Annotated in this window: 27 protein-coding genes; 8 read left to right on the forward strand and 19 right to left on the reverse strand. The window is 68.7% G+C overall.

The window, feature by feature from the left end; all coding sequences use genetic code 11:
* Nucleotide 1: 1 nt before the first annotated feature.
* Nucleotides 2-1,192: an aminotransferase-like domain-containing protein gene (locus tag FFS09_RS00865; RefSeq protein WP_137917005.1), complete on the reverse strand. Its 1,191-nt coding sequence runs from the start codon at nucleotides 1,190-1,192 to the stop codon at nucleotides 2-4.
* A gap of 77 nt (nucleotides 1,193-1,269) precedes the next feature.
* On the reverse strand, nucleotides 1,270-1,584 hold the full coding sequence (locus FFS09_RS00870; RefSeq protein WP_137916971.1) for a DUF2917 domain-containing protein: 315 nt from the start codon (nucleotides 1,582-1,584) through the stop codon (nucleotides 1,270-1,272).
* 83 nt (nucleotides 1,585-1,667) lie between these two features.
* Between FFS09_RS00870 and FFS09_RS00875 the strand changes: the two genes are divergently transcribed.
* Together FFS09_RS00875 and nth are read left to right on the forward strand one after the other, a co-directional pair.
* The gene (locus FFS09_RS00875) at nucleotides 1,668-2,603 is read left to right on the forward strand and encodes a LysR substrate-binding domain-containing protein (protein WP_137916972.1); all 936 of its coding nucleotides are present in this window, start codon (nucleotides 1,668-1,670) and stop codon (nucleotides 2,601-2,603) included.
* Between the two features lie 22 nt (nucleotides 2,604-2,625).
* Nucleotides 2,626-3,267, forward strand: coding sequence for an endonuclease III (gene nth / locus FFS09_RS00880; RefSeq protein WP_137916973.1), 642 nt, complete (start codon nucleotides 2,626-2,628; stop codon nucleotides 3,265-3,267).
* A 68-nt stretch (nucleotides 3,268-3,335) separates the two neighbouring features.
* Here nth and FFS09_RS00885 read toward each other — a convergent pair whose 3' ends face one another.
* Together FFS09_RS00885 and FFS09_RS00890 are read right to left on the reverse strand one after the other, a co-directional pair.
* Nucleotides 3,336-4,307 carry a Bug family tripartite tricarboxylate transporter substrate binding protein gene (locus FFS09_RS00885; RefSeq protein WP_252374180.1) on the reverse strand — a complete coding sequence of 324 codons (972 nt, stop codon included), beginning with the start codon at nucleotides 4,305-4,307 and terminating at the stop codon, nucleotides 3,336-3,338.
* Nucleotides 4,308-4,438: 131 nt separating this feature from the next.
* On the reverse strand, nucleotides 4,439-5,347 hold the full coding sequence (locus FFS09_RS00890; RefSeq protein ID WP_137916974.1) for a LysR substrate-binding domain-containing protein: 909 nt from the start codon (nucleotides 5,345-5,347) through the stop codon (nucleotides 4,439-4,441).
* 172 nt (nucleotides 5,348-5,519) lie between these two features.
* Between FFS09_RS00890 and FFS09_RS00895 the strand changes: the two genes are divergently transcribed.
* From FFS09_RS00895 to FFS09_RS00915, 5 genes are all read left to right on the forward strand, one after another.
* A complete protein-coding gene (locus FFS09_RS00895) occupies nucleotides 5,520-6,428 on the forward strand; it encodes a ferritin family protein (protein ID WP_137916975.1) in 909 nt (302 codons plus the stop codon).
* 1 nt (nucleotide 6,429) lies between these two features.
* Nucleotides 6,430-6,825, forward strand: coding sequence for a RidA family protein (locus FFS09_RS00900; RefSeq protein ID WP_252374181.1), 396 nt, complete (start codon nucleotides 6,430-6,432; stop codon nucleotides 6,823-6,825).
* Between the two features lie 6 nt (nucleotides 6,826-6,831).
* Nucleotides 6,832-7,734 carry an alpha/beta hydrolase gene (locus tag FFS09_RS00905; protein ID WP_137916976.1) on the forward strand — a complete coding sequence of 301 codons (903 nt, stop codon included), beginning with the start codon at nucleotides 6,832-6,834 and terminating at the stop codon, nucleotides 7,732-7,734.
* A 192-nt stretch (nucleotides 7,735-7,926) separates the two neighbouring features.
* Entirely contained in the window at nucleotides 7,927-8,739 is an 813-nt protein-coding gene (locus FFS09_RS00910; RefSeq protein WP_137916977.1) for a phosphate/phosphite/phosphonate ABC transporter substrate-binding protein, read from the forward strand.
* 8 nt (nucleotides 8,740-8,747) lie between these two features.
* Nucleotides 8,748-9,431, forward strand: coding sequence for a hypothetical protein (locus FFS09_RS00915; protein WP_137916978.1), 684 nt, complete (start codon nucleotides 8,748-8,750; stop codon nucleotides 9,429-9,431).
* Nucleotides 9,432-9,436: 5 nt separating this feature from the next.
* Here FFS09_RS00915 and FFS09_RS00920 read toward each other — a convergent pair whose 3' ends face one another.
* Nucleotides 9,437-9,877 carry a hypothetical protein gene (locus tag FFS09_RS00920; RefSeq protein WP_137916979.1) on the reverse strand — a complete coding sequence of 147 codons (441 nt, stop codon included), beginning with the start codon at nucleotides 9,875-9,877 and terminating at the stop codon, nucleotides 9,437-9,439.
* 79 nt (nucleotides 9,878-9,956) lie between these two features.
* A complete protein-coding gene (locus FFS09_RS00925; protein WP_137916980.1) occupies nucleotides 9,957-11,081 on the reverse strand; it encodes a DUF2855 family protein in 1,125 nt (374 codons plus the stop codon).
* A gap of 50 nt (nucleotides 11,082-11,131) precedes the next feature.
* On the opposite strand from FFS09_RS00925, the gene FFS09_RS00930 reads away from it, so the two are divergent.
* The gene (locus FFS09_RS00930; protein WP_212745028.1) at nucleotides 11,132-11,761 is read left to right on the forward strand and encodes a TetR/AcrR family transcriptional regulator; all 630 of its coding nucleotides are present in this window, start codon (nucleotides 11,132-11,134) and stop codon (nucleotides 11,759-11,761) included.
* A 1-nt stretch (nucleotide 11,762) separates the two neighbouring features.
* Here FFS09_RS00930 and FFS09_RS00935 read toward each other — a convergent pair whose 3' ends face one another.
* The 13 genes from FFS09_RS00935 to FFS09_RS00995 all read right to left on the reverse strand — a co-directional run bounded on the left by FFS09_RS00935 (nucleotide 11,763) and on the right by FFS09_RS00995 (nucleotide 23,644).
* Nucleotides 11,763-12,317, reverse strand: coding sequence for a histidine phosphatase family protein (locus FFS09_RS00935; protein WP_137916982.1), 555 nt, complete (start codon nucleotides 12,315-12,317; stop codon nucleotides 11,763-11,765).
* The gene (locus FFS09_RS00940; protein WP_137916983.1) at nucleotides 12,314-13,117 is read right to left on the reverse strand and encodes an adenosylcobinamide-GDP ribazoletransferase; all 804 of its coding nucleotides are present in this window, start codon (nucleotides 13,115-13,117) and stop codon (nucleotides 12,314-12,316) included. The genes FFS09_RS00935 and FFS09_RS00940 overlap by 4 nt, the downstream gene beginning before the upstream one ends.
* 1 nt (nucleotide 13,118) lies before the next feature.
* Nucleotides 13,119-14,174: a nicotinate-nucleotide--dimethylbenzimidazole phosphoribosyltransferase gene (gene cobT / locus FFS09_RS00945; RefSeq protein ID WP_137916984.1), complete on the reverse strand. Its 1,056-nt coding sequence runs from the start codon at nucleotides 14,172-14,174 to the stop codon at nucleotides 13,119-13,121.
* Between the two features lie 5 nt (nucleotides 14,175-14,179).
* Entirely contained in the window at nucleotides 14,180-15,643 is a 1,464-nt protein-coding gene (locus FFS09_RS00950) for a cobyric acid synthase (RefSeq protein ID WP_137916985.1), read from the reverse strand.
* Nucleotides 15,640-16,617 carry an aminotransferase class I/II-fold pyridoxal phosphate-dependent enzyme gene (locus tag FFS09_RS00955; RefSeq protein WP_137916986.1) on the reverse strand — a complete coding sequence of 326 codons (978 nt, stop codon included), beginning with the start codon at nucleotides 16,615-16,617 and terminating at the stop codon, nucleotides 15,640-15,642. The genes FFS09_RS00950 and FFS09_RS00955 overlap by 4 nt, the downstream gene beginning before the upstream one ends.
* Nucleotides 16,614-17,573 carry an adenosylcobinamide-phosphate synthase CbiB gene (gene cbiB, locus FFS09_RS00960; RefSeq protein ID WP_502703703.1) on the reverse strand — a complete coding sequence of 320 codons (960 nt, stop codon included), beginning with the start codon at nucleotides 17,571-17,573 and terminating at the stop codon, nucleotides 16,614-16,616. Before cbiB ends, FFS09_RS00955 begins: the two co-directional genes overlap by 4 nt.
* Nucleotides 17,574-17,581: 8 nt before the next feature.
* The gene (locus tag FFS09_RS00965; RefSeq protein ID WP_137916988.1) at nucleotides 17,582-18,802 is read right to left on the reverse strand and encodes an aminotransferase class I/II-fold pyridoxal phosphate-dependent enzyme; all 1,221 of its coding nucleotides are present in this window, start codon (nucleotides 18,800-18,802) and stop codon (nucleotides 17,582-17,584) included.
* An 11-nt stretch (nucleotides 18,803-18,813) separates the two neighbouring features.
* Nucleotides 18,814-19,494, reverse strand: coding sequence for a dethiobiotin synthase (gene bioD, locus FFS09_RS00970; RefSeq protein WP_137916989.1), 681 nt, complete (start codon nucleotides 19,492-19,494; stop codon nucleotides 18,814-18,816).
* Nucleotides 19,484-20,857 (reverse strand): adenosylmethionine--8-amino-7-oxononanoate transaminase, encoded by a 1,374-nt coding sequence (gene bioA, locus FFS09_RS00975; RefSeq protein WP_137916990.1) that lies wholly within the window; start codon nucleotides 20,855-20,857, stop codon nucleotides 19,484-19,486. The genes bioD and bioA overlap by 11 nt, the downstream gene beginning before the upstream one ends.
* Nucleotides 20,858-21,898, reverse strand: a complete 1,041-nt coding sequence (bioB, locus tag FFS09_RS00980) for a biotin synthase BioB (RefSeq protein ID WP_137916991.1) — start codon at nucleotides 21,896-21,898, stop codon at nucleotides 20,858-20,860. It lies immediately after the preceding gene.
* 71 nt (nucleotides 21,899-21,969) lie between these two features.
* A complete protein-coding gene (locus tag FFS09_RS00985; protein ID WP_137916992.1) occupies nucleotides 21,970-22,776 on the reverse strand; it encodes a CbtA family protein in 807 nt (268 codons plus the stop codon).
* Between the two features lie 127 nt (nucleotides 22,777-22,903).
* Nucleotides 22,904-23,089 (reverse strand): CbtB domain-containing protein, encoded by a 186-nt coding sequence (locus FFS09_RS00990; protein ID WP_137916993.1) that lies wholly within the window; start codon nucleotides 23,087-23,089, stop codon nucleotides 22,904-22,906.
* Nucleotides 23,090-23,251: 162 nt separating this feature from the next.
* The gene (locus FFS09_RS00995) at nucleotides 23,252-23,644 is read right to left on the reverse strand and encodes a DUF1636 family protein (RefSeq protein WP_137916994.1); all 393 of its coding nucleotides are present in this window, start codon (nucleotides 23,642-23,644) and stop codon (nucleotides 23,252-23,254) included.
* Between the last annotated feature and the right edge of the window lie 16 nt (nucleotides 23,645-23,660).

A 23,660-nucleotide genomic window follows, 5' to 3' on the forward strand; every position in this document is an offset into this window, starting at 1 on the left:
CTCACACCGCCTGCCCCAACCGCCCCACGCCTTCCTCGATCTTCTCCAGCCCCACGGTGGCGAAGCTCAGCCGCAGCGTGGCGTGGTCGGGGTGGTTGGCGTAAAACGGCGCGCCCGGCACGAAGGCCACGCCTTTGTCGATCGCGCGCTTGGCGAATTCGCCGCCGTCCTTCACCTTGCCGCCCGCGCCCGTGAGCCGGGCCCAGACGAACAGGCCGCCCTGCGGCTGCACGAACTCGATCGCATCGCCCAGTTCACGGCGCAGCGCGTTGCCCATGGTGGCCGCGCGCTCGGCGTACACCGTGCGCACCTTGTCCAGGGTGGCCGGCATGCGGCCGGCCTTGAGGTATTGCGCGGCGGTGGCCTGCGCGAAGGTGCTGGTGTGCGCGTCGCTGAACTGCTTGCACATGGTGGCCTTGGCCAGCAGTTCGGCCGGGCCCACCATCCAGCCCACGCGCAGCCCCGGGCTGAGCACCTTGCTCAAGCTGCCGCAATGCACCAGCCGCTCGCGGCTGCCGGGCACGGTGGGGCTCAGCGCGAGCAGGCTGGGCGGTGGCGCGGCGCCAAAGTACAGGTCGCCGTACGGGTCGTCTTCCACGATCAGCGTGTTGTGCTTCACCGCCATCGCCAGCACGGCCTTGCGGCGCGCCAGGTTGAGCAAGGCACCGCTGGGGTTGCCGAAGGTGGGGATCAGGTAGACGAACTTGGGTTTGTGCTCGGCGATGAGTTGCTCGAGTACATCGGTCTTCACGCCATCGCCATCCACCGGCGCGCTGATGAGTTCGGCGCCGTAGAGGCGGAAGCATTGAATGGTGGCCAGGAAGGTCGGGCCTTCGACGATGACTTTGTCACCGGGCGAGATCAGCGTCTTGCCCAGCAGGTCCAGCGCCTGCTGGCTGCCGGTGGTGACGATGAGGTCGTTCGCGGCCACGTCCTTCGCACCCTTGCTGGCCATGAAGGCGGCGAGCTGTTCGCGCAGGGGCTGGTAGCCCTCCGTCGCGCCGTATTGCAGCGCACCGCCGGCCTCTTCGGTCAACGCCGCGTTCACCGCTTCGCGGATGCCGTCGACGTCGAACATGGCGCTGTCGGGGAAGCCACCGGCAAAGCTGATGATGCCGGGCTTGCCCAGCAGCTTGAAGAGTTCGCGGATGGCGGAGGTTTCGACGTTGTTGAGGCGGTCGGCGAAAGGGATGGCGAAAGACATGGGCGGTTTCCGTGAGGTCGTGAACAACGGCCTCCATTCTCGCGCACCCTGCGGGGCACACCGCCTCAGGCCAGCGCCGGGCTCGCCGCACCACCGCGCAGGCGTCGCGGCAGCCAGCGCCAACGTGGCGGCGCGGCAGGCGCCGCGCCAGGCAGCGCTTCGATGCGCAGCACCGCCGTGTGCAGCGCGTAGACGATCACGCGGTCTTGCGGTCGGGTGATGAAGTGATCGCCCTCACCCAGGATCACGTCTTGCTGGTCGTGGTCGAGCGTGAGCCAGACCGAGCCCTCGCGGCAGACCAGGCGCAACGCGCCCTGGGGGATGGATTGCAACGCCCGGCGGGGCATGTTCACGTCAACGGTCAATCTTTCGGTGTTCATGACTCAGTCCTTTCACATCAGTTATGTGCATGACTGTACGGAGCCGTCCTATACTGCACAAACGCTCATTTCGAATGTTTCGCATGCCATTCAAGAATGTGAAAGTCGAACCCCTTCCACGCTCGCAGATGCTGCGGCTGGACCTGTTGCCCTGCTTCGACGCAGCGGCGCGCACGCTGAGCTTCACCCTGGCCGCGCAGGAACTCAACCTCACACAGTCGGCCGTGAGCCGACAGATCCAGTTGCTCGAAGACAGCCTGGGCACGCCGCTGTTCGAACGGCGGCACCGCGCGCTCGCGCTGACCGAAGCGGGCGAGGTGATGCAACGCGCCACGCGCGATGCGCTGGAGCGGCTGCGCGACGCTGCGGCGCGCGTGCGCCCCGGCCCGCGCCTGCGCCAGGTCGCCATGACCTGCACGCAAGGCTTCGCATCGCTGTGGCTCATCCCCCGCCTCGCGCGCTTCGCGGCCAACCACCCGCAGGTGGACGTGCGCATCTCCGCGACCATGGACATGATGGACCTGGAGCGCCATCGGCTCGACGTCGCCGTGCGCTTCGTGCCCTCCAGCGCCGGGCGCGGGAAAGCGCTGTTCGAGGAAACGGTGCTGCCCCTGTGCGCGCCCGCGCTGTTGCGCAACAAGGCCGCCCCCCTGCGCCAGCCCGCCGACCTGGCGCACCACACGCTGCTGACGGTGGAACGCCCCGCGGGCCACGCCATCACCTCGGACTGGGACCCCTGGTTCCAGGTGATGGGCCTGCAAGAGATGCGCATGAAGAACGCCGTGCAATTCACACAATACGCCGATGCGGTCACCGCCGCCGTGGCCGGACAGGGCGTGGTGATTGGCCGCCTGCCCTTGCTGCAGTCGCTGGTGGACGAGAAGAAACTGGTCGCGCCCTTCCGCAGCGGCGCGGCCACGCAGCGCGGCTATTACGTGGAGCTGGCGGCCCATGCGCACAACAACGCCGACGCGCAGGACTTCGCGAACTGGTTGCGCGCGGAAGCCGAACGGGGCTGAGCCCATGGGAGAATCCGCGCCCATGACGCCCCCCCAGATCGACGGATTTTTCGCCACGCTCAAGGCGGCCAACCCCACGCCGCAAACCGAGCTCGAATACACCAGCGTGTTCGAGCTGCTGACCGCCGTGCTGCTCTCGGCGCAGGCCACCGACGTGGGCGTGAACAAGGCCACGCGCAAGCTGTTCCCGGTGGCGAACACGCCGCAGGCCATCCTCGATCTCGGCCTTGAAGGGCTGGAGGCTTACATCAAGACCATCGGCCTGTACCGCAGCAAGGCCAAGCACCTGATGCAGACCTGCCGCATGCTGGTGGAGCAACATGGCGGCGAAGTGCCCGGCACGCGCGAAGCGCTGGAAGCCTTGCCCGGCGTGGGCCGCAAGACGGCCAACGTGGTGCTCAACGTGGCCTTCGGCGAACCCACCATGGCGGTGGACACGCACATCTTTCGCGTCAGCAACCGCACCGGCCTCGCACCCGGCAAGACGCCATTGGCGGTGGAACTCCAGTTGCTCAAACGCGTGCCGGGCGCCTACGCGGTGGACTCGCACCACTGGCTCATCCTGCACGGGCGCTACGTGTGCCAGGCGCGCAAACCGCTGTGCCCGCGCTGCGCGGTGAGCGCTTATTGCGACTTCAAAGACAAGACGGTCGCACTGGACTAGCGTCCTGAATTAGAAGCTCGCAAGGAAAGTCGTTCAATGCTGACGAGAATGTCGTCGGCAGACTTTTGCTATCGGTCCAGGCCGGCCGCTTTGACGGTCTGCGCATACCGCGCGATCTCCGTGCGCACATAACCGGCAAAGGCCTGCGCATCTCGCGTATCGGGCTCCGCCCCGATGTCGCGCAAGCGTTGCGCCATGGCGGGGCTCTGAAGGATCTGGGCCATGGCGCCGGAGAGTTGGCGCAACACCGGCTCGGGCAGCTTGGCGGGCGCGAACAGCCCGAACCAGGCGCCGACCTCGAAGCCGGGCAGTCCGCTCTCGGCCACCGTGGGCACATCGGGCAGCAGCGGGCTGCGCTGCAAGCCCGTGACGGCCAGCGGCTTGACCTTCTGCGCCTTGATGTTGGGCAAGGCCGTGGTCTGCAGGTCGAACATCAGGGGTACGTGGCCGGCCAGCACATCGGCCAGCGCGGGCGCGCTGCCACGGTAAGGCACATGCAGCAACGACACCTGGGCGGCATGGGCGAGCATTTCGCCCGCCAGGTGGTTGGACGTGCCCGGTCCGGCCGACGCGTAGCTGATGCGGTTGCCGTCGCGCTTGGCAGCGGCGATGAGTTCGGCCACCGTGTTGTAGGGCGCGGCAGGGTTGGCCACCAGCACGAACGGAATGGAGGTCAGTGCGCTGACCGCCACGAAATCCTTGGTCGGGTCGTAGCCGACCTTGCTCATGGCCGGATTGATGGCTTGGGAACTCACTGTGCCCATCAGCAGGGTGTAGCCGTCGGGCTTGGCCTCGGCAACGTAGCGCGCGCCAATGGCGGTGCCGGCACCGGCCTTGTTCTCGACCACGATCGGCTGGCCCAGGCGGGTGGCGAGTTGCTCGCCGATGGTTCGGGCCAGGATGTCGGCCGAACCACCGGGCGGGTAAGGCACTACCAGGGTAATGGGACGGGTGGGATAGGTTTGCGCATGGACGGCGGCGGCGCCAAAGGCGGCGGCCAGCATGAGCGCGGCGGCGGAAAACTTGTTCGGGAAACGCATCGTGGGCTCCAGGTTGTCATCGGGCTTTTGCCCGTATGGGATGGCCGCATGGTGCAAACAGCCAGGCCCATCTGTCCAATACCGACTTCAGACGAAATCCATACATGGATCGAATCACCAGGCGCCCAGGCCTATCGGGGCCGCGAGCCTTCGACCACCTTGCTCGCCACCGACAGGAAGGACTGGATCACCGGGTTGTCGTTGTCCTGGCTGTAGGCAAACGCCAGCGTGTAAGTGGGTGGCGAACGCAGATCGGCGACATCGAGAAAGGCCACGTCCGTCATGGCCAGCATGCGCATGGATGCCGGCACCAGGGCGATGCCCAGCCCACCCGCCACCAGGGTCAGAACGGCCTGCATCTGCGACGCCTCCTGCACCACTTTGGGCGAGAAGCCGGCAGCCTTGCAGGCGCCCATCAACGCGGCCGCGAAGCCTGCGCCTTCGGCCGCCGGAAAGGCGATGAAGCGTTCCGCCGCCAAGGCCTTGATCCGCACGGACTTCTGCTCCGCCAGCGCGTGGTTGCGTGGCACGGCGATGACGAATCCCTGGGCCTTGAGGTCGACCAGGACCAGATCGGACACCTCATGCAGCGGCCCCACCACCAGCGCGAGGTCCACCTCGGCGCGCCGCAGCGCCTCCACCTGGCGGGTGGTGGTCTCGGCCGTCACCTGCAGGTGCACGGTGGGGTAGTCGTGCTGAAAGCGCTTGAAGATGTCGGGCAGCAGATCGATGGCCGCGCTCGGCACGAACGACAGGCTCAGCGAGCCTTCCTCGCCCAGGGCCGCACGGCGCGCCCGCTCGATGGCCACGTGGGTCTGCTGCAGGATTCGGCGGGCGTCCTTCAGGAAGACCTTGCCCGCGGGTGTCAGGCGAACATGGTGGCGGCTGCGGTCCAGCAGCAAGGTGCCGACCGTGTGCTCCAGGTTGCGGATGGCCACGCTCAGCGGCGGCTGCGACATGTGCAGCTTCTCCGCGGCACGGCCAAAGTTGAGCTCTTCGGCCACCACCACGAACTGGCGCAGTTGCCTGTATTCGATCATCGTCGGGTCCTCTGAAAAGGGCAGGTGTTCCATGCAAGCACGGAGGATGCCTGCCAAGGCTCATGGAGATACTCAAATCGGATCACCACTGAACTCAATCGGTATTGGATGTATCAACGCGGGCTGCATAGCATAGCCATCGATTCCCAACAATGCATCCAGGAGCCCCACCATGCAGCCCTCCCTTCTCGAGGAAATCCCCGCGGTCCCGAACCCCTACCCGGTCGTCTCCAAGGTCGAGTACCCGGAGGTGTGGCGCCTGTGCACGCAGGCCCGCGACCTGGCCTGGGATCCCGTCAAGGACATCGACTACTCGGACCTGAAGGACGCCGACATTCCGCCCGAGGTGCGCACCGCCGGCGCCGAATGGTGGAGCCTGCGCGCCTGGATGGAGCATGGGGCCACGCCCTACGGCGCCGAGCGTCTGCGCGACGCCATCTTTCAGCACCAGCCCTTCGAAGTGAAGCAGCACATCACCAACTTCATTGCCGAAGAATTCCGCCACCACGAAGCGAGCTTTCGCATTGCCGACGGCCTGGCCGCCTACGAGCCGATGCCGCGTTCGGACTACTTCAAGGACATCATCCCGCGCTTTCACGACGAATCGGACGAGAAGGCCATGAGCTTCTTCGCCGGCCTCTCGGTCAACACCCTGTTCGAACAACTCTCGGGCGACCTGCTGCAGGCGCGCTACGAAAACGCGCGCTTCGCGTCCATCAAGGAGGTCTGCCGGCTGGTGCTGCGCGACGAGGCGCGGCATATCCAGTTCGGCCGCATCATCATGCGGCGCTTCTTCAGCGAGTTGTCCGCGGACGAGAAGCGCCTGATCGGCCTGAAGGTGGCCAAGAAGCTGCGCGGCAGCCTGCTCAACGGCGTCTATGCGGTGGTCAACCTGCCCGACGCAGAACGCGCGCGCTCCGGCCGCAACCGCGCCCTGGCCGCCGACCACGGCCTGGGTGCCACGCACCCCGATGAGGAGATCGGCATCATCCGCATGGGCGTGAACAAGATCCGCGAGGACATCGGCGTGTACGGCGTGGAGATCCCGACCATCCCCGAGATCGACCAGGTGGTGCACTGAAATGGCCATCTCCCAACGCATTGCACCCGACACGGTGGCGCCCCCGGTCGGTCCTTACAGCCATGGCATGTTGACGCAGGGGGCCGGTCGTTGGCTCCACGTCGCGGGCCAGATCGGTACCGACCGCACAGGCCAGCTGGCCCAGGGCTTCGAGGCCCAGGCCCACCAGGCCTGGACCAACCTGGTCGGCGTGCTGCAGGCCGCCGGCATGGACGCATCCCATCTGGTCAAGGTGACCACCTACCTGACAGATGCCGCCGACCTGCCGAAGCTGGGCGCGGTGCGTGCCAGCTACCTGGGCACGGCGCGGCCCGCGTCCACCCTGGTGGTGGCCGCGGCGCTGGCACATCCCGACTGGTGCTTCGAGGTCGAGGCCGTGGCCTTTTTGCCGGGTTGAATGGCCATGGGGGCTGCCGCACGTTCAGGAGATCTGGATCGGCTGCTGCGGGACGTCGGTCCCGTGTGGCAGCAGGACATCCGCAGCGCGGGAGACCGCGTCAAAGCGGCTTACCTGCCCTTGCTGATGGCGGCGCCACGCGAGGGTGTGGCCGTGCACCGCGACCTGCCCTACGGCGCCCATGCGCGCCAGGTGCTCGACGTGTACCAGCCCCTGGGCGCGCGCAAGGCCCCGGTCGTGGTCTTCGTGCATGGCGGCGCTTTCGTGCGCGGCGCCAAGGACATCAACGCCGCCATGTACGGCAACGTGTTGACCTGGTTCGCGCGCCAGGGCTGTGTGGGCGTCAATGTGGAATACCGGCTGGCACCGGAAGCCCGGCATCCCCACGGAGCGCTGGATGTGGCCGCCGCCTGCGCCTGGGTGGCCGAGCACATCGGCGAGTTTGGTGGTGACCCGGCCAGCATCTGCCTGGTAGGCCATTCGGCCGGCGGCACCCACGCCGCCACCTACGCCGGCGACCCGGTGCTGGACCCTTTGCGCCGCGACATCGCCTGCCTGGTGCTGGTGTCGGCGCGGCTCAGCGCAGACACCCTGCCGGAGAACCCGAATGCCGCTGGCGTGCGGGCGTACTACGGCGAAGACACGCAGTGCCATGGCGCTCATTCGCCCATGGCCCACGCGGCGCGCCTGGCCATGCCGGTGTTCGTGGTGAATGCGCAGTACGAGAACCCCCTGCTCGATGTGTATGCGGCCGAATTCACCCACCGCATCGCGCAGGCCCGCCGTGTCGCGCCGCGCCACATGAGCGTGGCAGACCACAACCATGTCTCGGTGATGGCCCACTTCAACAGTGGCGAGCAACTGCTGGGCGAGCAGATCCTGGACTTCTTTGAAGCCGCGCGCCGCTGAGTTCGTTCGCCAGTGCCCGCGCTGCGCGGTGTCGGCCTACTGCGGCTTCAAAGAAAAAACCGTCTACCTTTGACTGACGGTTCCACGCCGGCCTTTCCGCCGAGCTAGGCGAACGGCACGTTCGTCGTCAACCAGCCATTCGGCTGTCCTTTACCCGGCCAAGATGACGTCTTCCATGGAATCCATACGAGCATGAAAGCATTGCATCTCTGCGCATCGCTGGCGCTTGCGCTGATCGCCGGCGCATCCCAGGCCAAGGACTTGGTCCTGGCCATCAGCGAAGGGACATCGGGCGGCACCGACCACGCCCGCGTGATCGCCAAATACCAGGGCCTGGCCGATGTGATCGGCAAAAGCATCAACCAGAAGGTGAACGTGGTGTTCATCCGCGAATTCGCCTCGCTGGAAGAAGGCATGAAGGAGCGGCGCTTCTCCCTGGCCATGGCGCGCCCGAGCGACTTCCCGGCGCGCGGCATGCGCGACTACGGCTACAAGTACGTGGCCTCCGCCAAACCCGATGGCCAGTGCCTGATCGTGGTGCCCAAGGATGCGCCCTACAAGACGCTGGCCGACATCAAGGGCAAGCGCCTGGTGCTGCCCGAAACCGCGGCCTACATGGCCAAGTTCTGCGCCTCGGCCCTGCGCGACGAAGGCATCGACATTGCCAAGGAGAACGTGCAGCGCGTGCGCGAACAAGGCGCGGTGCCCTTCTTCCTGAGCAACAAGTTCGCCGACGTGGGCGGTGTGGCCTCGTACTCGGGCGTGGCCAAGTCGCTGGAGAAGACCGGCCAGCGCGTGTTGTTCACCAGCCAGTCGCAGCCCTACTTTCCGCTGATCGCGGACCGCGAGTTCACCGCGGCCCAGATCGATGCCATGCAGCGGGCCTTGCGCGCCATGCCCGACAGCGAAGAAGGCCAGAGCGTGCTCAAGAACGTGGGCATCAAGGCCTTCGACACCTCCGCCGAGAAGAAGCTGGGCGAGTTGCTGGCCTGGCTGGGCCTGTAGGCACGACCATGGCGCTGCTGGGTCAAGGCGCTCTTGCCATGTGGTGGGAGATCGCGCCCGACCGCAGGGCCGAGTTCGAGCACTGGCACACGCACGAACATTTTCCGGAGCGCATGCGCATTCCCGGGTTTCTTCGCGGTTCGCGCTGGGCTGCCGCCGACGGCGGCGAGGGCTTCTTCGTGATGTACGAACTGCAGGCCTACGAGACCCTGGTGTCCCCCGCTTACCTGGCGCGGCTGAACGCGCCCTCGCCGTGGTCGACGCAGATGATGCCGCACCACCGGAACATGGTGCGCAGCCAGTGCCGCTTGCTCGAGAGCTGTGGTGGCGGGCTCTCGCGGCACGCGTTGACGGTGCGGCTCTCGCCCGCGGAGGGCGGTGAGGATCGCCTGCGCATCTACCTGCGCGAGCTGGCCCGCGCGCTGACCTCGCGCCCGGGCACCACGGCGGGCCACTTGCTGCAGCACCAGACGCCCGTGATCGAGACCACGACCGAGCAGAAGATCCGCGGCGGCCTCGACGCGGTGGCGGACTGGATCTTCATCGTGTGCGGCTACGAGCGGGCGGCGCTGGAAGCCTTGCTGCAGGCCGAGCTGTCGGACATTGCGCTGTCGGCGGCGGGCGCACGCGAAGGGGCGTTGTGCGGCCTTTACGCGCACTCGCACTCGAACACGTCAACGGACGTGGGCTGATCGATCTATTGCTCCGGGTCGAGCCCCAGCTCGGTGATCAGCTTGCGGACAGCGACATCAAGCTCCGTCTCCTTGGCCGGCCAGGTGCGCTTGAGCACCGACAGCGTTTCGCGTATCTGCCCTTCCCGGGAGGTAGGCACCTTCCCCTCACCGATGAGCTCCTCCATTCGATCGATCTCCGAGTTCAACGATGCGGCAAGACTGGTGAGCACGGCGCGAAGGCTGTTGCGCGTGCTGACGATCGCCCGCGCGTCGATCATGGCCTGATCACTTGCGGGCTGTGAGGCCGCAATCAGCTTCTTGAGCTCGGCCGCAAACTGCTTGACGGCCGCTTCGCGCTTCTGGGCAAAACGTTTGCGCTCGCTCCTTGCGCCCCAGTACCGACCCGCAGCCCCCGCAATACCCGTCACGATCAAACCAGCAAGGATAGTTTCGAAAAAACCCATGATTGCGCTCCTCCGGTGTATTGCCATGCATTGTGCCCCGCCAGGTCGGGTGTGTCGCCCCCCTGCAGCACGCGCAAGCTCACCCGCCCGACCGATCTCCGAGCCGCACCACATGCGCTTCTTGCGGACCGACCTTGCCCGCATGCAGGTCGGCGATCACCGTCTGCGCATGCGCAAAGCCATTGCCCCGCGCGAGCGCCATCCAGCGGTTGCCGGGCTGGGCGAGCGTCGCGATGAACTTGCCTTGCGCCTCGTTGAAACGCCGGTTCACTTCCTGCGGGCCCCAGTCGGCGTTGCGCTTGCGGATCTGCTCGGGCGCGAAGTAGAGCTTGGGCTGCGGGCCGGGCAAGCCGGTCTGGCTCAGGAAGGCGGTGTTCTGCGCCGAGCCGGCGTAGCAGTCGTACACCAGCGCATTCCCGAAGTGATGGTGCACGGTGGCGCGCAACGCGTCGTTGCCCGCGAAGTCGACATACAGCGTCGGCACATCGGCCGGCAGCGCGGTCACCTCGCCGTAGTCCACCACGCGGTCGTAGCAGCCGAGGCCTTCGACATAGGCGCGATTGCCCGCCGAGGTTGCACCGATCAGCGTGAGGCCGGCGCGCGCATCGAGGCAGAAGGCGGTGCCGTACGCGGTCTTGCTCGACGCGCTCGACACCACGATCTGCTTCGCGCCGAAGAAGCCGTTGTCCGCCAGGAAGTCGGCGAGCATGAACGACGTGATGAAGAGCGGGCGCACCAGCATCTGGTGGTCCTCCAGCGCCGCCGAATAGCCCGCATCGCTGCTGCAGCGCATGTACTGGTTGTAGGCGGAGACCAGGTCGGCGCGGTGCGGGCTGCCGTCGTAGAAGCCGCGGGGCGTCACGCGCACCGGCTGCATGCGCCAGTGGCTCGCGATCGGGAAATAGCCGTAGAAGCGTTCGCCGACCTCGACACCCTCGACCGTCGAGGCCACCACATCCGCAAAACCCCAGACCGGCATGTGGCCCCAGTCGGCATCGCCGGTCGGGAAGAACGACCAGTACTTCATCTGCGCATCGCCGAAGGCGGCGTAGGTGATGTTGTTGGTGGTGAGCGCGAAGCGGTCGATCTTCAGCAGCACCTCGCCGGGCCGCAGCGCGCCGTCGTCCTGCGTGGTCACGACACGGGTGGTGCCGAGGGCGTTCTTGCGCGTTTCGAGACGGGTTAAAGTGAATGCGTTGTTCATTCGCAAACTATATGGTGGCCCGCATCGCAGCGGGTTCGGAAAACCCGCCGATGCCGGACGCGCCCCGCTCCAAGCCGCTGAAACGCCCCACGCAGACACGCAGCAAGTTCACCGTGCAGGCGATCTACGACGCCTTTGTTCGGATTTGGAACGCGCACGGCTGGGAGGGCGTGACCACGCGCGCCGTGGCGCTGGAAACGGGCATTGCGGTCGGTACCCTGTACGACTACTTTCCCGACAAGGAAGCGCTGCTGTCGGGGTATGTGCGGCATTGCGTCGATGCGCTGCTGGCCCGGCTCGACGCAGAGGCCATCGCGCCGTCGGACGTCGCATGGCAAGCGCGCTTGAAGCGCCTCGTTCGCATCACCTGCGACGCGCGGCTCGACGGTCTGCCCGCGTTCGACCACGAGATGATGATGCTCGAACACCGCGTGGCGGAGCCCAAGCACCACCGCCGTGTCTACGACGAACTCGCCAGCCGTTGGGAACAGGCCTTCGCGGCCTGCAAGGACCTGCAACCGCCGCTCCCATCCGCCACGGTCCACGCGCTGCTGACCGCCGCCTGGGGCGGCCGCCGCTACCGGCTGCTGGTGCAGCCTGAATCTGACGGCCTGGAATGGGCCGGTGAAATGGAAGCGGTGGTGATCGCGCGCATTGCCATGCACCTGTCGGCGCGCTGAGTCAGAGTTCGAGCGTCACCCATTCGCCCGGCTTGGGCCCCTCGACAGGCCACTCGCTCGCCTCGCGAATGTGCACGCCGCCGCTGGCCACGATGTGCCGCACCGCGCGGATCACGCCCCCGTGCGTGACCCACACCACGTCGGTGCTGGTCGCGGGGCGCAGATCGCCGAGCGCCGCGGCCACGCGGTAGAGCAGCATCTGCGTGCTTTCCGCGCCGCCGAAGCGGTGGTGCGCGAAGTCGGCCATCCATTCGTCGAACGCGGCCTGGGGCACCGCGTCCCAGCGGTTGAGTTCCCAGGTGCCGAAGTCCATCTCGTTGAGCCGCGGGTCGATGCGCGCGGCGCCCAGGTCGGGCCGCTGGGTTTGCAAGGCGCCCGCCATCTGCTGCGCGCGCAGCAGGCCCGACACCCACACCGGCGTGCCGGGTGGCGGCAGCGGTGCGAAAGCCTGCGCCACTTCGCGGGTGATCGCCGCATCGGCGGGCACATCGCTCGCGCCGTAGCACAGCTCCGCTGGCAACAGCACCGGCGCGTGGCGCAACAACCAGAGCTTCATCGAATCGCCAGGGCCAGGCCCAGGTAGAACAACACTTCACACACCTGCTGCGTCGCGCCCAGGCCATCGCCGGTGAAGCCTTGCAGGCGGCGGTTCAACAGCCGCCACATCCACGCCAGGCCCAACAGCGCGCCCAGCACCGCCATGGCCCAGGGCGCGGCCGGCAACAGCCACCACGCGAGCGCCAGCGACAGCGCCCACCAGAGCACGCCCGCCGCCAAACCGGCGTTGGACAGGCTCTCGGCCAGCGGTTTGCTCTTGGATTGCGCGGTGTCGCCCACGTGCGGCAGCGTGCGAATGATGAACAAGGGCATGGTGCGCGAGGTCACGTGCGCCGCGAACAGCGCCACCACCGCGAGCCAGGCGCCGAGTTGCGCCAGCAAGGCGAGCAGCGCGACCTTGGCCAGCAGCGCCAGCACCAGCGCGATCGCGCCATAGCTGCCGATGCGCGAGTCCTTCATGATGTCCAGCGCGCGCTCGCGTTGCGCACTGCCGCCCAGGCCATCGCTCAGATCGGCCAGGCCGTCTTCGTGGAAGGCGCCGGTGAGCATCACGCTGAAGACGGTGCACGCGATGGCCGCCACCCAGGGCGCGGCGGGCCGCAAGGGCAAGAGCCACAGCGCGCCGTACAGCACGGCGGCCGAAAGCAGGCCCACCACCCAGCCCACGCCCGGAAAATGCGCCGCGCTCGCGCGCAGCATCGCCGGGCTGAAACCGACCCACGCCGCCAGACGCCCCGTGACCGGGATGCGCGTGAAGAACTGCAGCGCGAGCAGGAAGTGACGGGCGAACGAGGTCATGTCACGGGTTCGCGGGGGCGGTTTCGTCGCTGCGCGACACGCCCGCCGATTCGAAGCTCGCCATTTCGCGCAGCACCGCACAGGCGCTCATCAGCAGCGGCCAGGCCAGCGCGGCGCCCGAGCCTTCGCCCAGGCGCAGGCCCAGGTCCAGCAGGGGTTCGGCGCGCAAATGCGCCAGCATCAAGGCGTGGCCGCGCTCGCCCGAGCGGTGGGCGAACACGCAGCGCTGCAGCACATGCGGCTGCAGGTGCGAGGCCACCAGCACGGCCGAGGTGGCGATGAAACCATCAACCACGATCACGCGGCGCTCTTCAGCGGCCTGCAGCACCGCGCCCACCAGCGTGGCGATTTCGAATCCACCGAACGCGGCGAGCGCGTCCAGCGGTGCCTTGGCGTCGGCGTGGCGCGCGAGCACGTCGCGCAGGATCTCGATCTTGCGTTGCACCGCCTGCGCATCGAGGCCGGTGCCCGCACCGGTCACGTCCGCCACGGCCAGCCCGCCCAGGCGCGCGAGCAGCATCGATGCGGCGGAGGTGTTGCCGATGCCCATTTCACCCAGCAGCAAGGCGTTGCCCGGCAAACCGCGCACCACCCCGCGGCCGTTATCGATGGCTTGTTCGCATTGCGCCGCCGTCATTGCCGGGCCTTCGAGCGCGTCGGCCGTGCCCGGCGCGACCTTGCGGATCAGCAGACCGTCGCGCTCGGCGAAGTCGTGCCGCACACCGCAGTCCACCACGGTGAGGCCAATGCCATGCTGGCGCGCCAGCACGCTCACGGCCGCGCCACCGGCGAGGAAGTTTTCCACCATCTGCCAGGTGACGTCGCTCGGGAAAGCCGAGACGCCGCGCGCGGCCAGGCCATGGTCTGCCGCGCACACCAGCATCTGCGGTGCGTGCAGCTCGGGCGCGGTGGTGCCCAGGATCAGGCCGATGCGCTGTGCCAGCGCCTCCATGCGGCCGAGCGAGCCCAGGGGTTTGGTCTTGTTGTCCAGCGCGTGTTGCAGGGTCTGCGCGAGTTCGGGCTGCGTGATGTCGAGGATGTCGGTGATGGGGTTCATGGTGTTCAGGGTGCAATGAGTTGATCGAGCACGCCCGGTTTCACATGGGCGTGGATGTAGTCCGCCAGGCCGTCGAACACGGTCTCCAGCGTGGGCGCGGTGGCGCCGAACAATGCGTGCAACACACGCGGGTCTTCAAACAGGCCGTGCAGGTACACGCCGAGCACGTTGCCCTGCGCGTTCTGCCAGCCCAGGCCATCGGGCAAGGCCTCGCGCGCCACGTCACCGGCCGCGGCCATGGCCGCGTGTGGCAGCGTCTGGCCATGGTGGATTTCGTAGCCCGCCGCTGCCACGCCCGAGAGTGCGGCCCAGACCCCGGTGAGAGAACCGAAGTGGGTCTGTGTGTGGCGCACGGTTTTCTGGGGATCGAACTGCGTCACCAGCGGCAGCAGGCCCAGGCCGGGTGCGTTGCCCAAGTCCATGGGTTCGATGCCGTGCGTGTCGATGAGCGCCTCGCCCAGCATCTGCAGGCCGCCGCACACGCCCAGCACCGCACCACCCCGCGCGGCGTGCGCGGCCACCGCGCGGTCCAGCCCTTGCGTGCGCAACCAGGCGAGGTCGGCCGCGGTGGCCTTGCTGCCGGGCAGCACGATCCAGTCGGCCCCGGCGCAGTCGGCCGGTGTGCGCGCCCAGACCAGGCGCACGCCGGGCACGTTCTTGAGCGGCTGGAATTCGTCGAGGTTGCTGATGCGCGGATAGGCGATGACGGCGATGGTCTTGTTCACCACACCGGCCGCGCGCGTGCGGTCGTCGAACACGCCGTCTTCTTCCGGCAGGCCGTGTTGCCACCACGTCGGCAGCACCGCAACCGTGGGCACGCCGGTGAGGTCCTCCAGTTGCTCTGGCGCGGGCGCGAGCAGCGACGCGTCGCCGCGGAACTTGTTGAGCACGAAGCCGTGGATGAGCGCGCGTTCTTCGGGTGGCAGCAAGGCCCAGGTGCCGTAGAGGTGGGCGAAGGCGCCACCCCGGTCGATGTCGGTCACGAGCAGGCAGCGCGCCTGCGCGTGCAGCGCCACGCGCATGTTCACGATGTCGCTGGCGTGCAGGTTGATCTCGGCCGGTGAACCTGCGCCTTCGATCACCACCACGTCGTTCTCTTCGCGCAGCGCGTCCAGCGCGGCGGCAATCTGCGGCCACACGTGCAGGCTGCGGCCGCGCCAAGGCATGTGGGAGAGCGATTCGCTCACCTGTCCCATCAGCACCACCTGGCTGTGCGTGTCGGCTTCGGGCTTGAGCAGCAGCGGGTTCATGCGCACCTCGGGCTCGGCCTGTGCGGCGAGCGACTGGAAGTACTGCGCGGAACCGATTTCCCCTCCGGCCACCACGCGGGCGTTGTTGCTCATGTTCTGCGCCTTGAACGGCGCCACCTTCAGGCCCTGGCGTGCGTAGTAGCGGCACAGCGCGGTCGTGAGCCAGCTCTTGCCCGCACCGCTGGTGGTGCCGAGCACCATCACGCAGCGCGCCGTCATGCCACGCGCTCCTGCTGGGCGAGCAACGCAGTCTGCAAGGCGGCCAGTGCTTTGGGCGGCTGCGCGCTCAGGCGGAAGTGACCCGGCAGGCCGAAGGACGTGGTGTCGCGCAGCTTGATACCGTGCGCGCGCAAGGCCGGCACGTTGAGCGGGTGCGGCGGTGCGGCGCAGAAGAAGTTGGCGTCGCTGGGCAACACGGTCCAGCCGAGGTCGGCCAGCATGGCACCCAGGTCCCGTTTCCAGGCGCGCAAGAGGGGCAGGCTTTGCGCCAGCCAGTCTTGCGACGCGGGCGACACCCAGGCGTCGAGCAGTGCGACGGCGTGTGCGCCCAGGGGCCACGATGGCGCGAGCTGGTCGAGCGCGCGCGCCTCGGCCAGCGCGTGCTCGGGCGCAATGGCGTAGGCGCCACGCACGCCCGTAAGACCCAATGCCTTGTTGGGCGTCCAGAGCTGCCACACGCGGTTCTGCGCCACCGGGTCCAGGCTGCAAAGACCGCGCAGGCGCAGCGGCTCGTAGGCCCGGTCCAGCACGACCTGTGCGGCCGAACCCTCCACGGAGTGGGCCAGAGGCTCGGGGCCACCCAGGGGACTGGCAGGTTCACACAGCCAGGCCAGGTCTGCCTGCGCCACCTCGTTCGTGCGCTGGAGTTGCCAGGCATGCGCGGCCTGCGCGTAGTCGCCATAGGCCAGCGCCGGCCACCAGGCGCGCCGGCCGCCTTCGCGCGCCACCCAGGCCGTGATGCGCCCGATGAATTCGCTCGCGCTGCCGGCGAGCACGATGCGCGCGGCGTCCACCGCGTGAAATGCCGCGATCGCTTCGCGCAAGGCCGTGTACGCGGGGTCGGGGTAGTGGCGCGCATCGGCGCGCTGCACCGCCGCCAGCGCCCTGGGGCAGGGGCCGCAGGCGTTGGCGTTGGTGGAAAAATCCCAGGCCGGCACGCCGAGTGCGTCGGGGCCGCCGTGTGTGCTTGTCATGCTGTCCACCTCAAAAAAGAAAGAACCGCCCACGCGAACGCGCCGGCGGCGAGCACCCGCACCACGCGGCCGGCCAGCTGCAAGGCCTGCGTGGTGTCGGTCGCCTGCGCGAGGCGGCCATCGCCGTGCAGTTCGTACACGCCGGGTTTGCACAGGCGCACGTCCAGCGCCAAGGCCATCGCGGCCATGGGCCAGCCGCTGTTGGGCGACGGTGTGCGCCGCGCCTGCGCGGGCAAGGCGCGCAAGCGGTGCGTGGCACCGAGCAGGCCCAGCAGCGCGCCGGTGAGGCGCGCGGGCAACCACGACAACACATCGTCCGCGCGCGCCGCCCATTTGCCCGCCCAGGTCCAGTCACGGCCGTGGCGCTCGCCCTTGTAGCCCCACATGGCGTCGGCGGTGTTGGCAAAGCGGTAGAGCGCCGCGCCGGGCAGGCCGGCGATGGCGAACCAGAACAGCGGCGCGACCACCGAGTCGTTGAGGTTTTCGGCCAGCGATTCGATGGCGCTTTCGCGCACCTGCGCGGCGTCCAGCGCGCTCACGTCGCGGCTCACCAGCCAGGACAGGCGTTCGCGGCCGGCTTGCAGCGATTCGCCCAGCGCCGCTTCGACCGCGCGCACCTCGTCGCGCAACATGCGCCAGGCCAGCAAGGGTTTGAGCAGCACGCCCACAGCGAGGGCCTGCAGCCACACCGGCCCGTGGCCCACGGCCCACACCAGGCCCAGCGCGATCGCCACCACGAGCACGGCACCAACGGTCCACGCCAACGCGCCGCGCACGAACGCAGTTCCCGCGACGGGCGAGGCGCCCCAGGCCGGCGCCACACGCCCGCTCAGCGCGCCGAGGTAACGCCCCATCCACACCACAGGGTGCCAGCGCGGGGACGGTTCGCCCCAGCACCGGTCCACCAGCAAGGCCACCAGGATGGCGGTCGGTGCCAGCAGGGAGTGGGCGTCCATCGGCATGGTCAGGCCGGCAGCGCCGCCGTGACGGATGCGGCGACGCGCAAGGCGCGCAGCAGCACGTCGATGTCCTCGGGCTGGTGCGCGGCCGACAACGCGATGCGCAGCCGCGCCGTGCCCAGGGGCACGGTGGGCGGGCGGATCGCGGGCACCCACAGGCCCTGCTCGCGCAGCGAGGCCATCACGGCCAGCGCGTCGTCGTTGTCGCCGATCACCAGCGGCTGGATCGCGGTGGTCGAGGGCATCAGGGACCAGCCGGCCGCGTCGATCGCGGCATCGACCCCCGGTGCCAGGCCCTCGCGCAGTTGCGCGATGCGCGCGCGCAGGTGTTGCCGGCGGCGTTCGCCATCGGCGCCCAGCACGCAACGCAGGCCCGCGCGTACGGCCTCGGCGAGCAAGGCGGGCGCGGCGGTCGCGTAGGTGTAGCTGCGGGTTTTCTGCAGCAGCCATTCCACCAGGCGATCGGGCCCGGCCACGAAAGCGCCGGCCACGCCCAGGGCTTTGCCCAGCGTGGCCATGTAGACCACGCGTTGGGACATGCGCGGACCGGTGAGGCCCGCGGCGGCCAGCGCGCCGCGCCCCTGTGGCCCGAGCAAGCCAAAGCCGTGCGCGTCGTCGAGCAGCAGCAGCGCGTCGTGCCGTTCGCACAGCGCGTGCAGGCCCGCGAGGTCGGCGATGTCGCCGTCCATGCTGAACACCGTGTCGCTGATCACCAGCTTGCGCCGCGCCGGGCTGGCCGCCAGCAGCGCGTCGAGCTGCTGCAGATCGGCGTGGCGGTAGCGGTGCACGGTGGCTTTGGACAGGCGCGCGCCGTCGATCAGGCAGGCGTGGTTCAGCGCGTCGGAGAACAGCGCATCACCCTCGCCCACCAGCGCCGGCACGATGCTGGCGTTGGTGGAATAACCGGCGTAGAAATACAGCGCGCGCGGCAGGCCCACGGCCTCGGCCAGTTCACGCTCCAGCGCGCCATTGGCGGCGCTGTGGCCGCTCACCATGGGCGATGCGCCGGACCCGACGCCGTAGCGGTCCACGGCGGTGTGCACCGCCTCGCGCAGCAAGGCGGACTGTGCAAGGCCCAGGTAGTCGTTGCTGCAGAAGGCGAGCAGGGATTCGCCGTCCACGTTGAGGCGCGCGCCCTGCTCCGGCACCACCTCGCGGCGGCGGCGGCGCAGCGACTGGGCGTCGAGTGCGGCCAGGCGGTCATCGAATTCGTTCAACCAGGTCATCGTGTGTTCCTTTATCGCCAGGCCTCGGGGAGGTCCAGCGCGATCTCGCTCGCGTTCGGAGCGGTGGTGTGCCACGGCACGCTGCCCAGCAGGGGTGCGGGCAGCCAGTGGCGCAGCGTGTCGATGTTGTCTTCGCGGCAGGGCATGTCGGGGTCGATGGCATTGGCCACCCAGCCCGCCAGTTCCAGGCCGTCGGCGCGGATGGCCTCGGCCGTGAGCAGCGCGTGGTTCAGGCAGCCCAGGCGCATGCCCACCACCAGCACCACCGGCTGGCCGATGGCGCGTGCCACGTCGGCCAGCGTTTCGGTTGGATTGATCGGCACGCGCCAGCCGCCCGCGCCTTCGACCAGCACCACGTCAGCGTGCGCTTGCAGCGCGCGGTGCGCGGCCAACAGCTCGGCCACGGTCACGGTGCGCCCCGCGCGCTCGGCCGCGAGATGCGGTGCCATCGCATCGGGCAAGGCCACCGGGTTGTCGAGATCGGCGGGCACGCGCACGCTGGAAGCGGCGCGCAGCGCCAGCACGTCTTCGCTGACCCACTGGCCTTGGTGATCGATCAGCCCCGCCGCCACCGGCTTCATGCCGACCACGCGGCGGTGGTGCCGCGCGAGAGTGTGCAGCAGCGCCGCGCTGACGAGGGTTTTGCCCACGCCGGTGTCGGTGCCGGTGACGAAACAGCCGTCAAACGCCATCGCGCGCGCCCTCCACCTTCGCCGCGCTGCCGTCTTCCTCGGCCAGCGTGGCCTGCAGGGCCGCCAGTGCGCCCCGCGCCAGAAAAGCGCCTTCTTCTTCGTTGATCACGTAAGGCGGCATGGCATAGAGCGTACGGCCAATCGGCCGCAGCACCAGGCCTTGTTCCAGTGCGTGGCGCGCATAGCGGCGGCCGAAGTCGGGCAGGCTGCTGGCGACATCCCACGCGAAGACCATGCCCTGTCGGCGCGCGTGTTGAACGCGGGCATGTTGCGACAGCGGTTCGAACAACGCGGCCAGGCGGTCGCCGGTGGCCACGTTGCGCCGCAGCGCGTCGGTCTGCTCGAACAGGTCCAGTGTGGCCAGCGCGGCACGGCAGGCCAGCGGGTTGCCGGTGTAGCTGTGCGAATGCAGGAAACCGCGCGCGACCTGGTCGTCGTAGAACGCGGCGTACACCGCATCCGTGGTAAGGACCACAGACAGGGGCAGCGTGCCACCGGTGAGGCCTTTGGAGAGGCAGAGAAAGTCGGCGCGGATGCCGGCCTGCTCGTGCGCGAACAAGGACCCCGTGCGGCCAAAGCCCACCGCGATTTCGTCCAGCACCAGGTGCACGTCGTAGCGGTCGCACAGCTCGCGCGCGCGCCGCAGGTAGTGGGGATCGTGCATGGCCATACCGGCCGCGCACTGGATCAAGGGCTCGACGATCAGCGCTGCCGTGTCCTCATGGTGTGCTTCGAGCCAGTCGGCTAGCGCGGTGGCGGCACGCTCGGCCACGTCGGCGGCGGACTCACCCGGCGTGGCGGCACGCGCATCGGGGCTGGGCACGGTGGCGCCCAGGCGCACCAGCGGCGCATAGGCTTCGCGAAACAGCGCGATGTCGGTCACGGCCAGCGCGCCCACGGTTTCGCCGTGGTAACCACCGGCCACACCCACGAAGCGGTTCTTGCGCGCACGCCCGGCGTTGCGCCAGTGGTGCGCGCTCATCTTGAGCGCGATCTCGGTGGCGCTGGCGCCGTCGCTGCCGTAGAAGGCATGGCCCAGGCCGGTGAGCGTGGCCAGCCGCTCCGACAGTTCCACCACCGGCCCGTGCGTGAAGCCCGCGAGCATCACGTGGTCCAGCTGGTCCAGCTGGTCCTTGAGCGCCGCGCGGATGCCGGGGTGGTTGTGCCCGAACAGGTTGACCCACCAGGAGCTGATGGCGTCCAGGTAGCGCCGGCCTTCGTGGTCGTGCAGCCACACACCTTCGGCGCGCGCCACCGGCACCAGCGGCAGCGCGGCGCCCTCGGGCGCGTGCAGCTTCATCTGGGTGCACGGGTGCCACACCGCCGCGAGGCTGCGTTGGCGCCAGGACTCGTTGAGGGACATTCAGTCCGCCGAAACGTGGCGCGGCCGCAGGCCCAGCTTGGCGAGCAGGCCCATGTCGGCCGCCACATCCGGGTTGCCGGTGGTGAGCAGCTTCTCTCCGTAGAAGATGGAGTTCGCGCCGGCCAGGAAACACAGGGCCTGAACGGCTTCGCTCATCTGCTGGCGACCCGCCGACAACCGCACGCGGGCGCGTGGCATGGTGATGCGCGCGACCGCAATGGTGCGCACGAATTCGAGCGGGTCCAGGTCGGGCTGGTCGGCCAGCGGCGTGCCCTGCACTTTCACGAGGTGGTTGATCGGCACCGACTCGGGGTAGTCGGGTGCAAGGTTGGCGAGTTGGGCCACCAGTGCGGCGCGCTGCAGGCGCGATTCGCCCATGCCCACGATGCCGCCGCAGCAGACCTTCACGCCCGCGCCGCGCACGCGCGCCAGGGTGTCCAGGCGGTCCTGGTAGTCGCGCGTGGTGATGATCTCGCCGTAGAAGTCGGGCGCGCTGTCGAGGTTGTGGTTGTAGTAGTCCAGGCCCGCGTCGCGCAGGGTTTCGGCATGGCCTTCGCCCAACATGCCCAGCGTGGCGCAGGCTTCCAGGCCCTCGGCCTTGACGGTGCGCACGAGCTCGGCCACGGCGTCGACGTCGCGGTCTTTCGGCGCGCGCCAGGCCGCGCCCATGCAGAAGCGCGTGGCGCCCGCCTGCTTGGCGCGCTGAGCGGCTTCGCGCACGGCGTCCACGCCCATGAGTTTGCCGGCGGTGAGGCCGGTGTCGAAATGCACCGACTGCGGGCAGTAGCCACAGTCTTCGGGGCAGCCGCCGGTTTTCACCGACAGCAGCGTGGCGAGTTCCACTTCGGTGGGGTCGAAGTGTTCGCGGTGCACGGTCTGCGCGCGGTGGAGCAGATCGGAGAATGGCAGGTCGAACAGGGTCTGCACGTCTTCCACGCGCCAGGCGTTGGTGCCGGCGTCGGCCGCGGGCTTGGCCGGGGCGATGAAATGCAGGGGCTGCACAGCCTGGGAAGAGGCTGGGGTATCGATCGTGGTCGTCATCTTCGAATTCCTTTTTTCCGGAGGGAGGCCGCATTCTGCCTGTCGCCAGAGCGACAGGCAGACGGGGCCCATCAGGCGGTTTGCGGCAGCTTGCCGGCCGAGCCGAAAGCCGTTTTCAGCGCCGGTTGCACCCAGCGTTGGAAGGCCAGGCCGCCGGCCACACCCATGCAGGCCCAGAACGACAGCGAGATCCAGGTGGTGGCCCAGACGAACTGGTTGCCCAGGTCGCGCAGCACGGCTTGTGCTTCGCCCTGGAAGCCGGCCAGCGGATCGGCCGTGATGTGCGGCGCGCCGACCACGTAGGGCAGCGCGAGCAGTGCCGCCGCGATGACCCAGCGCAGGCGGCTGCGCATGCCGGCCGCGACGGCGCAGGCTCCGGCCGCGCTCACCGCCGCCAGGATCCACCAGCCTTGGCGCGAGCCCAGGCGGGCGGCGTCCATGCCGGGGATCTCGGCGTGCAGGCCGATCGAGGGCCAGAAGTGGAACACCAGCCAGCCGGCCGCCGCCGTCACCAGGGCCAGTGGCAGTGCGCGCAGCGTGGTCCCGCGCCACAGCGCCACACCCATCACCGCGAACACCAGCAGCGCCATGCTGAAGGCGTGCAGCACGTTGGCCGCGAAGGTCCATGCGGTGCGCTCGAAGCCGTCGGCCGGGGCCCACGCTTCGGCTTCCTCGGCTTGTGCGGCCATGGCATGGCCTTCGTGGCCAGCGTGTGCGGATGGCGCGGCTTCGGTGACGGGCGCTTCGATCTTCTGGTCTTCATAGACCTCGGCGGCCAGGATGATGGGCACGGCCTGCAGCTGCTGCACACCGGTCTGCACAAGGCCCACGGCGAAGGCCACGGCGAGGCTGGCCCAGATCAGTCGTTGAAAAATCATGGTGAGAACTCCAAAAAATGGTGTCGAGGCGAGATGCCTTGCCCAGAGGTGCCACGGAACTGGCTTTGCCAGGCCGCAGGCACCGCCCCCTTGAGGGGGTCGCGCGAAGCGCGGCGGGGGTGTTCGCTCAATGACAGGGCTTGACGGTCACGTGGCGCACGTCGTGCGCGGCGTTGTGCGCAACCGGGCTCTCCGCGAACGCCACGCCGTAGAGCACCACCAGCCCGAGGGCGGCGGCGGCGGCCAGTTGCAGCAGCAGGCTGCGCGCGGCGGATGAGGCGCCAGAGGACGCCGAAGTGCTGATTCCATTCATGTGGTGCTCCATTCAATAAAGAGGTTGAGGCGATGGGAAAAGGAAGCCATGGCGTCGCGCCTTTCGACGCCATGACAGGAAAAAAACAAAACGGGGCTCACTGGAGTACCTTGCCCGGTGGGCTGCGGTGCGAGCTTGCTTGGGAACGGCCCGGCACTGCGCTCATGCTTCCGAGACCTCCAGGCTGGGCGGCAGCCGCGCCAGGATGCCGCTGCGCAGGCGCTCGGGCCGCTGGTTGCGCAGCAGGTTGCCGTCGGGCGCGGCGGCGTGCATGCCGGCGCAGACCAGCACGTGCTCGGCGGTCTGCGCGTCGGGCACCAGATCGCCGAACAGGTACGTGTGTTTGCCCGGCGCTTGAAAGGCCACCGAGCAGGCGCGCCCGCAACTGCTGAGGCAGGCCATGCCGCGCACCCGCACCGAGGGCGGTGCCTGCAAGCGTTGCACCGCCTCGAACAGCAGCGAACCGGCCGCGGTTTCGTCGCGCGACGCGCCGGGCGGGCGGCAGGTGGTGCAGACGATCACCTCGGTCATCGGCGTGGAAGAAGGTGTGGACATGGTGTGTGGCATGGAA

The sequence above is a fragment of the Hydrogenophaga sp. 2FB genome, from assembly GCF_005503365.1.
GTDB lineage: Bacteria > Pseudomonadota > Gammaproteobacteria > Burkholderiales > Burkholderiaceae_C > Hydrogenophaga.